The organism is Bacillus sp. 16GRE42, from assembly GCF_019837435.1.
Classification (GTDB): Bacteria; Bacillota; Bacilli; order Bacillales; family Bacillaceae_G; genus Bacillus_A; species Bacillus_A wiedmannii.
Window position 1 is genome coordinate 74,359 of record NZ_JADAXF010000005.1, and the last position, 13,094, is coordinate 87,452.

Here is a 13,094-nt window from a genome sequence, read left to right on the forward strand (position 1 = left end):
CAACTTAAGAATGGAAACAAAGTGTACTTTCATTTTGTGGGGTAAAGCATTCCTAAAATAGAAGCATACTCTTAATAATACGCATACCAAATAAACCCTATCGTTTTATTAAAAGTCAAGGCAATAGTAATGAAATCCTATATTTATACGATTGAATATAATGTCACACATTTTATAAGGTAAAAAGGAAAGGATAGATGAACAGGGGAGTATACCTGTTTACATCTATCCTTTTTTACAACAATATGACCACATTTACTACTACAACAAGGATTTTTACCACAACAAATTTTCATATAGTTATTGAACTATTTTTTGAATAACTAAATTAACCTCTTCGTTAACTTTAATTACGAATAAATGGTCCCCTTCACCTTCAATTGGATCAATTATATCTTCATTAAAAGATTTAGCATGTTGTCTACCATATCTAAGGTACCCAAAAGTCCACTGGATTCCCGAGGCTACCATCCATATTTGTGTCTCTGAAAAGACATTTTGTGCCACTAGACGTAACTGTAGATTCCTGAACAAGCCAAATCATGAAAATACACACAAAGATAGATTATCATCCATTACATTACTGTTTTGCTTCGTTCGAATAGAAAAACTCGGAAGAACGCCACTTGTTCGATATCTCCTCAATGTGATAAGGGGTCGTTTTGCAGCATCCACCTATTAAACGTGCACCTGCTTGGTACCATTTTTCAGATTGAATATCCAACGCGTTACATTGTTCATGACCATGCCATGTTTTTGTTTCTGGATTATAAGTTTCACCAGAGTTTGGATAAATAATAATCGGTTTTTTGGTGTTTTCCCTCAACGCTTGGATTGCACCAGTCACAACGGTTACTGGCGCACAATTGATGCCTATCGCTACAATTTGTTCACTTTTCTCAAAAGCTCGTGCACACTCCACGAGTTTCATACCTTCACTAATCTCTTTCTCATTTTTTACCGAAAAGGAAAGCCACGCATATGTTTCTGGAAACTCACGCAATAATCTATCTAATACTCTTGCTTCTTGCAGGGAAGGGATTGTTTCAAATGCCAATAGATCTGCACCTGCTTCGATTAACGCTGACATTCTCGAACGGTGAAAGTCTGCTAATGTTTTATCTGTCACACCATAGTTGCCTACATACTCTGAACCATCTGCAAGGTAAGCCCCGTACGGCCCAACTGATGCAACAACCAATGGTTTAGGCCTATTCGTTTGCGTATTTTCCTTCCAAAAATCATCTCTTGCCCTTCTTGCAAGTAACACCGTTTTCTTAATTAATTCCAAAGCTTCCTGTTCTTGTATTCCACGCGCGGAAAAACCACTAATAGTAGCTTGATAGCTTGCTGTTATGGCACAGTCCGCTCCAGCACGAAAATAGTCCGAATGAACCTGATAAATTAGTTCCGGATTTTCTAGTAACACACGTGCCGACCAAAGGGGATCGTCCAAATTACATCCATGCGCCTCCAATTCTGTAGCTAATGCTCCGTCAAGAAGCATAATGGAATGTTGGGATAAAATAGCATCAATTGGGTTGATTTTGTTCGACATAATTTACGTCCCTCTTTTTTAGATTTTTTGTTAGATAATAACTTCCATAGCAAAACAAAATAAACGGTATGCCGCAATATAAGGCAATTCTCTGTGTTGGATCGAATGCAATTCCAATACACGATGCCAGACAAAGGATAAAAGAAGCAATTGGTACTAATGGATATAGTGGTGTGCGATAAATCAAGTCCTTTTCAGAATTTCCTTCTTTCAAAAATTGTCTGCGAAATAGGAACTGGGAAGCACTAATACTCATCCAAACTACAACTACTGCTAGACCAGAAATGGAAACAAGTACGATATAGACAGTATCTGGTGCCACAATACTTGAGAGCAAAGCCAAAGCTCCACCCACCATGCTGAAAATGACGGCGTTGATTGGAACACCTTGCTTTGTCATTTTTCCAAAAATCGGGGATATCGTATTCTTATTAGCAAGCGACCAAAGCATTCTAGAAGAGGCATAAAGGCCTGAGTTTGCTGCAGATAAAATGGCTGTTAAGATAACGAAATTCATTATGTCAGCTGAATATGGCACCCCAATTCGTTCTAGAACTGCAACAAAAGGGCTCTCTAATACCCCTGCATCGGAAATAGGCAATAACGCAGATAAAACAACAATCGTTCCTACAAAAAAGATGATCAATCTCCACAGAGTAATTCGAATGGCCTTCGGTATCATTTTTTCCGGGTTCGCTGTTTCTCCAGCTGCAATGCCTATTAATTCTGTTCCCGAAAAAGCAAAATTAACCGCAAGCATGGTCATTATAATGGCGGTAGCACCATGAGGAAATAAACCTCCACTTGTAAAATTAGAAAAGAATGGTGCTGCTTTTGAATGAGTCATCGGAAGAAAACCTAGCATTGCCGCTACTCCTAAAACAATAAAAATCACAATAGCTATAACCTTTATCGATGAAAACCAAAATTCGGATTCGGCGAAAAATTTAACAGTCAGGACATTTAATACAAAGATCAAAATGGCAAAAAGAGCACTCCATACCCAAACATTAACCGATGGAAACCATCGCTTCATAAGTAATCCTGCGGCTGTAAATTCAGAACCTAAAGCAACAGTCCAAGTTAGCCAATACAACCAGGCTACTGTATACCCTGTACCTGGTCCAATGTATTTAACTGCATAACTATGAAATGCGCCCGTTTCAGGCATATGTACGGATAGCTCTCCTAAACATAGCATAACTAGATAAACCACTAGCGCACCAATCAGATAGGATAGAATTGTTCCAAACGGGCCAGCTTGTTGAATAGTGTAACCCGAGCTTAAGAATAAGCCCGTTCCAATCACCCCACCAAGTGATAGCATGACTAAATGACGTGCTTGCATGTTCCTTTGAAATTCTTGCCCATTTTTGTTCTCCATTTCTATTCTCCTTTAGTTACTATCCAGAAAAAACAAAAACGCACTCTAAAAAAGAGGGCGCTACTGACAAATAAAAACGGAAGCTCTCATCTATCAGGATTATCACCCGCTGGAATTAGCACAGTGTCTACTTAAGCAGACCTGTTGCTGAGGTTTCATAAGGCCAGTCCCTCCACCTCTCTGGATAAGAAATATTTTTTTATAACCTTATCAATCCATTCAATAACTGTCAAGATAATTCTGTTTTTTAAAAAAATTATCTATTATAGAAATACAAAAAATAGAGTATTACTATAACTGCAACCCACTCCTTCTTGGGTATTATTTAAAAATCGAACATATAAAACCTCATTTATTTATGATACGGTTCACAAGCACTTCCTCAAAATTTGATGCACTTCTAAATATCTTCTTATTTCTTTGGCTATGGGGTCACCATACATAACCAGCAACTCAGGAGATTTTAATACCCTCAAATATCAAAAAACGTTATCTTTTCTAAACAAGCTAAATTAGTAAGGATGATGTTTTCTTATGAATCTCTCGATTCAAGATGAATTACTACCATTTGCAGAAGAATTACAACGATATGTTAAACCTGTATTCTTAGAAGAACTTGCAAGAGAAATAGGGTTTATAAAGCGAAAACGTAAGTTTTCTGGATCAGACTTAGCTGCTATTTGCATTTGGATTAGTCAACGGGTGGCAGTGATTCCTTGGTTCGATTATGTAGTAGGCTTCATGCAGCGACAGGCACTTTACTTAGCCTTGAGGGCTTAAATATACGTTTAAATGCTAAAGCAGTTTTGTTTTTAAAACATATTTTTTTTACTGTTAGAACAAAAGATATGTGAACAAACACAAATTTCTAACCACCTTTTCTCTTATTTTCAACGAGTCCGTATCCTAGATGCCACCGTATTTCAAGTGCCAAATGCTTTAGAGAATGTATATCTAGGCTCAGGAGGGTGTGCCCAAACAGCTGGAACCAAAATACAATTAGAATATGATCTGCACAGTGGAGAATTTCTTAATTTTCAAGTTGGACCAGGGAAAAAAATAAAAGAGCCTACATCTCCAATTACTTAGTAATTGGAGATGTAGGCTTTATTTTTCAATGTCTATTTATAGTTATTTATATTTAACGTTCCGGGTAAAGTTATGGTTTAAATTGTGGCAGATGTATGCTACAAATCACATTTATAGAAAGACGTGAAAATAGTAATTAATTTTATAGTGTTAGGGGTCTTGTCACACATCCTTAAGTTGATGGATATGTGACAAGACCCCATGACCATCAAGATAAGTTCCTATAATACCCTAAAAACGAAAAACTTATCTCTCCACAGTCATTCTTCTTTTTTCAACGCTAATTAATTTTTGAAAATTATACTTAAAAGTGTGGATGTTAAAAAATTTAATGACTATTAATACTTCATAAAAGTAATTGTAAATTTTGTAAATGAATGTTTTTGGCTTTCTACTTTAATAAATCCGTGATGAGCTTCGATAATTGATTTTGCTAGTGCTAAGCCAATTCCAATAGATCCTTCTTTTTTAGAATTTTTTGCTTTGTAAAATCTATCGAATATATATGGCAAATCTTCTGATGCAATACCTTCACCAAAATCTTGAATTATAATTTCAGTATGAATAGGAGAGTTTGTGACTTCAATATAAATAGAACTATTATCATTTGAATGCTCAATGGAATTCTTTAAAATATTTAATAAAGCTTCTTGCATCCAAATACTGTCATGGACAAGTGATATTTTTTCATTGGTTTTTAAATGTATGTTCATATTTTTTTTATTTAATTTACTGTTCAAACTAGCAATGACCTCATAAATTGTATCAATAATATCAGAATTTTCTTTTTCAAATAGTATTGCCCTAGCATCTATTTTTGAAACTTTTAATAAATTATGTATTAAAAAGCTGATTCTTGAAATTTGAACTTCATTATTGTGTAAAAAATGATATTGCTGTTCATTTAATTTACTTTGTAATAAGATATCGTTGTTCACTGTTAGTGTTGAGAGTGGTGTTTTTAGTTGATGAGAAATATCTTGTAAAGTTTGAATTAAAAATTGTTTCTCTTCCAATAAATTATGCATGCTTTTTCTAATAACATTTTTCAGTTTATGAAAAGAATTAGCGAGTTTTGCTAGATCTCCTTCTCTATTTTCCTTTATATCAATGGTGTAATCACCTTCAATAATTTTATTCGCTGCAGCTGTTACATTTCTAATTTTTAAGAAAAAAGATTTATATTGTAAGTAATTTAGAAAAATTAGGATTAAACTGAACCCTATTGCTCCAAGGAACATGTATATATTATTTTGGGATATATGTTTATTTAAATAAGGAAAAAGTCTTGAATCCAATTCAGCAGATAGACCATATTGATTTAGTAGCATTTCTCCATCACTGGAATAATCTTTTTTATTCGCTGTATCATTTGTAAGTGCTTGTATTATTTCGTATTCATTTTCTGGGTTTTGTGTAATTAGTTTTCCGGTAATTTCACTCCAAATAGTAATATAATCATTTTTTAAATGGTCATATAGAATATGAACTGTGATAACTTGATATATAATAAATAAAAAAGAGATTAATGCTAATGTAAGTATATTAATTTTTATTTCTCTATTTATCATTAAATTACTCCTTACTGACGTCTTTATTCCAGAAATATCCGACACCTCTTTTTGTAATTATACAGTTAGGATTTTGTGGAGTATCCTCAATTTTACTTCTTAATCTTTTTACATAAACAGAAAGAGTATTTTCATCGAAAAACACTTCACTTTCATCTACTATTTTTTTCAATATCTCATTTCTTTGTAACACTTTATGAGGATTTAGCATTAGCGTTAATAAAAGTTTGTATTCTAAATGTGTTAAATTTATACTTTTCTCATGCTTAAAAGCTCTGGCCGCCTCAACTTCAAGCTGTATATTTCCAGACCTCAATATAGTATTAGAAGCTGTTTTAATTTTTTTTCTTAATTGTACTTTTACTCTAGATAATAGCTCTTTTACCCTGAAGGGTTTTGTTATATAATCATCTCCACCAATTTCAAGGCCCATTACTACATTTGCCTCCTCATCTAGTGCTGTGAGAAAAATAATAGGTATATCACCTTTTCTTTTAAGATAGGTACATAAATCATACCCATTTCCATCTGGGAGTCCAACATCTAATATGGCTAAGTCAAATTTATTATTTTCGTATTGGTCTTTTGCATCTTGTACAGTAGAAACTCTTATAACCTCAAGTCCTTCTCCTTTTAGAGTAAATTCAATAGCCATTCCTAAATCGTTATCGTCTTCAACGAATAATACTCTATCCACAGTATCTCTCCTCATTTGTCTTTGATTATGGCAGTATTTTAGATTATGACAGTTATTTTACACGTTGATTGGCTAATTTAAAATAGTTTAGTATGGAAATGGACTTTTAGAGGCTTTTCTGAGTATAAGCATAATACCCAAATCGCCTTTCAGCTTTTCAACACATAATGAGATACAACAATTATTTAAAGCGGAATATTCACGCAATTTAAATATGTTCTTGCTTATATTTTGAAAAACCTTGTAATAGAATCTTGTTGAAATTGTCCGTTTTTATAAAATCAGTAATGTTTTATTTAAGTTAACTTATACAAAAATGTTAAATGAAAATTGGATTCGCATTAATTATGTAAATGAATTAAAAAAACAGCTCATTGAGAATAAGAGCTGAATGGGAGCGGATTTTCGAGAATTTGAAAAGTATGTGTGTACTTAAATAAGTGTATAAAAGCCATTTAAGTGTACAATTTTAAAATATATCTTGAGCAGAGTTACGAGTATATGAAAAGTTAGATTTAGTAATCTTACTAAACTGTAAGATTAAAGTATATATAGTAAGACAAGAGTTATTCAATTAGCAATTAAAGACGTCTATACTGGAGGTAATCATTCTTTATTAAGACTTGTAGCATTTTAGTCACTGTTTTATTTAAAGAAGAAAACCACTGTTCTAATCCCAGATTAAACATAGTATATGAGGAGGAAGAAAATGAAAAAGGTAATAGGATTTCTAGCAGTAACAGCAATTTTTATAGGTATAGGGTTTGCTGTAAATCGTTATATAAATGGTCCCTCACAACCAGTAAACGGTATCATGGTATCTGGAACGAAAGAAAATATATCTGCTGTTAAAAATCTGTATAAAGATCAAAACGTACGAACAGCAGATTATAGTTATAAATTGGTCACAGAAATAATAAAACAAGAACTCACTACCGAACAGAAAGAAGATATTAAGAAAGAATGGAAAGAAAAAGGAGAAAATATGACTGAAGAAGAGATGGACAAAGAACTTGATAAATCATCTGTTAGAAAGAAACAATACGCGGTTATTACAAAATCTACAGCAGAAAAATTCTTGAAAAAAGGAATTGTAAGAACACCCTTATCTAAAGAAGATAGTTCAATAACTTCAACCCCGGTAAAAGAAATAAAAGAATTAGCGAGTGAAAAAAATTTATTTTATAGAAAAAAATCGGAAGATGAGGAAGTTAAGGATGGAAATTTAAATTTAAATGGACAAATGATACCTGTTCAACATATTGAACAAAATAATTGGATTGGCTATTTTTCATCACCGATAGTAATTGTTAATGAGGACACATATAAACAATTAAAAGAAAAAGAAATAAACATTTCGTTAATTCAGTTTGCAAAAGAAAATTTTGATTATAAAAATAAAAACAAGGTAAATAAGGTGATCGAAAACATTTCAAAAGTGTATGAAGTGAAAGACGAGAATAGTGGATACGATAGAGATAAAATCTATTTTGTAGAGATTCAAAATTAATCTGTGAAAAGGATGAGTTGTATGGAGGTTGTTAGATTAGAAGATGTAGAAAAAACATATGGAGAGGGAGAAACGCGAGTACAGGCGTTAAAAGGAATTAATCTTTCCATTCATAGGGGAGAATTCGTAACCATAGTTGGAGCGTCAGGTTCTGGTAAAAGTACATTATTACATATTTTAGGAGGGTTGGATCATCCGAGTTCAGGAAATGTGTTTATAGGTGGTGAAAATATCTATAATTATAAAGATAATGAACTTTCTATTTTTCGCCGAAGAAAAGTTGGCTTTATATTTCAGTTTTTTAATTTGATACCTGTCTTGAATGTACAAGAAAATATTGCTTTGCCAGCTCTACTGGACGAGGAACAGGTAGATGATCATTACCTGGATGAAATTATACGAACTCTAGGATTAAATGAAAGACGAGATCATTTGCCTTCTGAATTATCGGGTGGTCAACAACAAAGGGTATCTATTGGTAGATCTCTTATAAATAAACCCGATATCATCTTAGCAGATGAACCAACCGGAAATCTAGATACAAAAAATACAAAAGAAGTTCTGAATTTATTAAAAGTAACAGCTAAAAAATATAATCAGACGGTGATTTTAATTACCCATGACCCTGCTATCGCATCAAACTCTGATCGAATTATAACCATTGCAGATGGCATGATTATTTCAGATAAACAATTAGTGCAAAATCAAGCAAAATGTGGAGGGGAGGAGTATTGATTCGTAGTTACAAACAGTTAAGTCAAAAATATCTCAGAAGTAATATAAAACGTACTCTGCTAACATTAACAGGCATTATTTTAGCATTGGCGCTAATAACAACGATTGGTTTGTTTTTTAATAGCGGATATACTTCGGGAATTGAAAATGCTAAAAAAGGTTCTATGGGTTCCGCAAATATTTCAGTTGAAAATTATAATCAAAAGCTTTTCAATATGATAAAAAGTAATCCGAATATATCTTCTTATGGCATCATAGCTCCAGGAGAGACGCTCAATGTTGATGAAATAGCTGTCTCTTATATGTATGCAGACCAACAAGCATTAAAGCTGTTAAATTCTAGTATGCCTGTGCAAGGTAAGCTACCTTCAAATGAAAACGAGGCTGTTTTGGAAAAATGGATGCTACCTTACTTCGGATCCAATCTTAAATTAGGCGGTATGTTTACTATTCATGATAAAAAATATAAACTTGTTGGTTTGCTAAATAAGTCTAATAGTACTCAGGAAAATAAAACAGGTCAATTATTGACATATAAAAATAAATTTAAAGTTGGAGAAGGTAGCGTATTGATTGAATTGCATAAGTACGCAAACTTTGATGAAGTTGAAAATCAATTTAAATTATTAACGAATAAAGAAAATATAAGAGTGAATGACGGATTAAAGAGAGCCTTAAAGCCTAGTGTGGAGATAATGATGGCAGCCGCTATTAGTATTGGAATTGTTGTGATTTCTACGATTGTTATTATTTACAATGCATTTCAAATTAGTATAGTAGAGCGAATGAAACAGTTTGGGCTATTGAGGAGTATAGGAGCTACAAAAAAACAAATCAGAAAAATTGTGATAAGGGAAGCAACATTTCTTTCAATTATTGCTATCTTTTTTGGGATTATGTGCAGTATATTAGTAGTCTTTTTACTTAATCAAGTACTGATAAACGTACTTAAAAACTCTATGGGATATACAATTAAATTAGATTGGTTAATTATATGTGTAAGTTCTCTAATTACATTGATAACTGTCTATATTTCAAGCTATTTTCCTGCTTTTTTTGCAGGTAGAATTTCACCGTTACTGGCCGTAAGTAGCCGATTAGCTATAAAAAAAGAAAAAATAAAGAAAAAAAAGAGAACAAAGTTAAAGAAACCACTATCTTTTCCCTTAAGTATGGCATTAAAAAATATCCAAAGGAATCCCAATAGATATACAGTTACAATCTTGTCTATTATTATAAGTAGTGTACTGTATATTACGTTTACGTTTCTCATAGATACTGTCATTCAGCGTAAACAACCGGAAATTCAAGCTCTAAAATCGGACATATCAGTTACGCTTAATTCAAATTTAGACAAGCCTAGCATAGATCGTATGAGTCGAAATATTTATAAAGTCAATAATGTAGAGAAGTTGTACAAGCAATATCAGGCAAATGATTTTTATACGAAAGTACCAAAAAATAAACAAATTAAAGAATTACAAGGAAATGAATCGCTGTATCAAAAAGTAAAATATAATAATCAAACTGTAGAAATTATGAAAACACAAATAAAAGCATACGATGAGAATAGTTTAAAGAAACTAGCTGAAAATGTAACTAGTGGAAGAATTGATATTTCAAAATTAAATCGTGAAAAAGAGGTTATTTTAGTAAAACAAGCTGCAACGAATGATATGAATACAAGTAAAAAATATATAGGTTCTCTAAGCACTTTTCAAGTAGGGGATGAAATCCAAATAACAAGTCAGCAGGAAAGAAAATCTACAGAGGAAATCTCCTACAATGAAGAAAAACTGGAAACTTTAAAAATAGCTGCAATTGTAGAATTGGATATTTTTAATATGAGCAGAGTGATGGATACCATAACTTTTATTACTAGTGAACAAATAGCTGAATATATTACACCATCTCCACAAAAATTATCAGGTTTTGAAATTGATTTAGAGAATCAATCTCAGGCTGATGCTACAATTTTAGATATACAAAAGAAACTGGGTGGAGATGCATCTATAGATGTACAAAATAATATTGTTCAAAGTAATTTTCATACAGACAATGTACTTTATATAAAAATATTAGGGTACGGATTTATAGCTGTTATTACACTGATTGGTTGTGTGAATATTTTAAATACCATTACAGTCAGCATCATTATGAGAAGAAAAGAACTAGCTGCTTTAAAATCGATTGGTATGTCGCAAAAGGATTTAAAAAAGATGATTACTTATGAAGGGCTCCTGTACGGTCTCTTTGGAAGTATACAAGGAATCTTTTTCGGCTGTATGCTTTCATATATTCTTTATATAGCGCTTTCGAATATGGTGTCTTTTGAATTGATTATTCCTTATCAATCTATCTTTACCACATTTATAACTGCACTGTTGATTAGTTATGTAGCGGTACTAATACCACTTCGGAAAATTCAAAAGGATAATGTTATAGATGTAATTAGAGAAGAATAACAGTAGTCATAACAATATATTGTTCGTGAAATACAATGCCTGTAATTTTTAGAGTGGAATATAAAGGGTTTGTAAAAGAAGGTTAGACAAAGTTAAAGCTTTATCAAGGGAAGGTAATTTCTTCTTTTGGTAAGCTTTTTTTTGAGATAAGGGATAGTTTTAAAATGTATAAAATAGAAAAAGCTTCAGAAAAAGATAAAGAATAGTTAAATGAAATCAAAAGAATTAGAACTAAATGAAAGGTGAAAGTGGACACTTTGTTAATGTTAGTTCATAAAAGGGTATCACCACATGTTTATCAAGCTAATATTTTAAAGAGTCTCCGAAATAAAAAATTTCTTCGTTTTGAGGAACTATCAAATTCTTAAGTTGATAGATGTGTGGCGGTACTCCCATACAGTAAGGTTAAATAATAGAAAAGCACCTCTCTAGCAAAGAAGAGGTGCTTTTCTATTATTTAACTTTTTTAATTTTTTGCGGTGATTGTTTCGTTTGAGTAATGATATTCTCTTGTCGTAATTCTTTAAAGAGCGACGTGACCATAAGAACGACTACAATAGAGAATGGTAAAGCTGCTATGATCGCTGCAATTTGCAGTGCATTTAACCCACCTGCTTGCAAGAGAATGGCTGCAATAGCTGCAATTGTTAAACCCCAAATAAGCTTCAAACTGTTTTTCGGTGATAAGTTACCATTGCTTGTTTGCATAGCAACAACAAATGTTGCGGAGTCAGCAGAGGTAACGAAGAATGTTGCGACTAAAGTTAGTCCAATAATGGTCAAAAATGTTGAGAATGGTAAATGCGAAATGACAGCGAATAAACCAATTTCGGTACCATTTTTCGCAATTTCATCAGCAATTCCAAGTGATTGGAACATTTCCATATGAATAGCTGTACCACCAAAAACAGCGAACCAAAATGTACAAATGAATGTTGGGATTAATACGACGCCGATAATAAATTCACGAATTGTACGCCCGCGAGAAACACGGGCAATGAATGTACCGACGAATGGAGACCAAGAAATCCACCAACCCCAGTAAAAAATAGTCCAATTTTCAATCCAAGAAGAAGATTCTTTGCTAAAAGCACCTAAATTTAATCCCATGCTTGGTAATGCTCCAATAAAAGAGCCCAGTGTGGAAGTAAAATACTTCATGATAAAGACAGTTGGCCCTAAAATTAAAAAGGAAACGAGTAATATTCCAGCGAGTGAGAAGTTTAAGTTACTCAAATATTTAATCCCACGATCTAAGCCAGTTTGTGCACTTGTTAAATAGAGTACAGTGAAAATGGCAATAAGTACGAGTTGTGTACCAATTGTGTTATTAATAGAAGGGAATAAATAGCTTAATCCTCCAGCGATTTGTTGTGCACCGATGCCTACGGATGGTACGATTCCAAATACAGTTGCTAAAACAGCCAAAATATCTACTGTTTTTCCAATAGGAGAATGTTTCGATCGATTAAATAATGGAGTAACTGTAGCGCCAATTGTGCTACCTTTTTGTTTTCGGAATGTAAAATATGCAATTGTTAGAGCGACCATTGCATAAAGTGACCAAGGGAAAAGACCCCAGTGGAAAAATGAATATTGCATAGCAAGTTTTGCGCTTTCCTCAGATCCAGGTTCACCGGTAAGCGGTGCTCCAAAGTGTGAAATGGGTTCAGTAATTCCATAAAAGAGAAGTCCGATGCCCATTCCTGCTCCAAATAACATGGAAAGCCAAGAGAGGTAACTATATTGCGGTTTTTCATCATCTTTACCAAGACGAATGGAGCCATACTTTGAAGATGCTAAATAACCAGCTAAAATAATCATTGTGGTCATAAGTAGAGAGTAAAACCATCCAAACTTATTGAGAATAAATGCGTTTAAAGAAGAGGTAACACTTTGTAAATCATAGCTTTGTATCCAACTTGCTGGAATTATACCCCATATAATAAATAAGGTTGTAAGCAAGATGGAGATATAGAATACACTGTTTTCTTTTTTTATCATAGAATCCCACCTTTTATTTAATAAAGTTAAAAATTATATTAATAATAACAATGATAGGATTAATTGTCAAAAAATTCTTTT

The 13,094-nt window shown here is 32.8% G+C and carries 9 protein-coding genes, 1 pseudogene and 1 riboswitch; of the genes and pseudogenes, 4 read left to right on the forward strand and 6 right to left on the reverse strand.

Features of this window, described 5'->3' with window-relative positions; translation table 11 throughout:
* Positions 1-300 precede the first annotated feature (300 nt).
* The 3 genes from ILS93_RS23595 to mmuP are packed head-to-tail and all read right to left on the reverse strand — an operon-like array spanning position 301 to position 2,942.
* A complete protein-coding gene (locus ILS93_RS23595) occupies positions 301-534 on the reverse strand; it encodes a hypothetical protein (RefSeq protein WP_222661421.1) in 234 nt (77 codons plus the stop codon).
* A 46-nt stretch (positions 535-580) separates the two neighbouring features.
* Positions 581-1,558: a homocysteine S-methyltransferase gene (mmuM, locus tag ILS93_RS23600; protein WP_064474247.1), complete on the reverse strand. Its 978-nt coding sequence runs from the start codon at positions 1,556-1,558 to the stop codon at positions 581-583.
* On the reverse strand, positions 1,533-2,942 hold the full coding sequence (gene mmuP, locus ILS93_RS23605) for an S-methylmethionine permease (protein WP_064474246.1): 1,410 nt from the start codon (positions 2,940-2,942) through the stop codon (positions 1,533-1,535). Before mmuP ends, mmuM begins: the two co-directional genes overlap by 26 nt.
* Before the next feature lie 83 nt (positions 2,943-3,025).
* Positions 3,026-3,133: riboswitch (SAM riboswitch) on the reverse strand.
* Positions 3,134-3,476: 343 nt separating this feature from the next.
* On the opposite strand from mmuP, the pseudogene ILS93_RS23610 reads away from it, so the two are divergent.
* Positions 3,477-3,998, forward strand: a pseudogene (locus ILS93_RS23610) (IS4 family transposase); the annotation flags it as partial.
* A gap of 371 nt (positions 3,999-4,369) precedes the next feature.
* On the opposite strand, the gene ILS93_RS23615 reads toward ILS93_RS23610, so the two are convergent.
* Together ILS93_RS23615 and ILS93_RS23620 are read right to left on the reverse strand one after the other, a co-directional pair.
* Positions 4,370-5,602, reverse strand: a complete 1,233-nt coding sequence (locus ILS93_RS23615) for a HAMP domain-containing sensor histidine kinase (RefSeq protein WP_222661423.1) — start codon at positions 5,600-5,602, stop codon at positions 4,370-4,372.
* Between the two features lie 4 nt (positions 5,603-5,606).
* The gene (locus ILS93_RS23620) at positions 5,607-6,299 is read right to left on the reverse strand and encodes a response regulator transcription factor (RefSeq protein WP_088047590.1); all 693 of its coding nucleotides are present in this window, start codon (positions 6,297-6,299) and stop codon (positions 5,607-5,609) included.
* A gap of 709 nt (positions 6,300-7,008) precedes the next feature.
* Here ILS93_RS23620 and ILS93_RS23625 point away from each other — a divergent pair.
* Genes ILS93_RS23625 through ILS93_RS23635 form a run of 3 tightly spaced genes read left to right on the forward strand, consistent with a single transcriptional unit; the run spans position 7,009 to position 11,009 of the window.
* On the forward strand, positions 7,009-7,809 hold the full coding sequence (locus ILS93_RS23625) for a lipoprotein BA_5634 family protein (protein ID WP_222661425.1): 801 nt from the start codon (positions 7,009-7,011) through the stop codon (positions 7,807-7,809).
* 21 nt (positions 7,810-7,830) lie between these two features.
* Positions 7,831-8,544 (forward strand): ABC transporter ATP-binding protein, encoded by a 714-nt coding sequence (locus tag ILS93_RS23630; RefSeq protein ID WP_222661427.1) that lies wholly within the window; start codon positions 7,831-7,833, stop codon positions 8,542-8,544.
* Positions 8,541-11,009 carry an ABC transporter permease gene (locus tag ILS93_RS23635; RefSeq protein ID WP_222661428.1) on the forward strand — a complete coding sequence of 823 codons (2,469 nt, stop codon included), beginning with the start codon at positions 8,541-8,543 and terminating at the stop codon, positions 11,007-11,009. Before ILS93_RS23630 ends, ILS93_RS23635 begins: the two co-directional genes overlap by 4 nt.
* 453 nt (positions 11,010-11,462) lie before the next feature.
* On the opposite strand, the gene opuD is transcribed toward ILS93_RS23635, so the two are convergent.
* Positions 11,463-13,013, reverse strand: a complete 1,551-nt coding sequence (gene opuD / locus ILS93_RS23640; protein WP_222661430.1) for a glycine betaine transporter OpuD — start codon at positions 13,011-13,013, stop codon at positions 11,463-11,465.
* Positions 13,014-13,094: the final 81 nt, after the last annotated feature.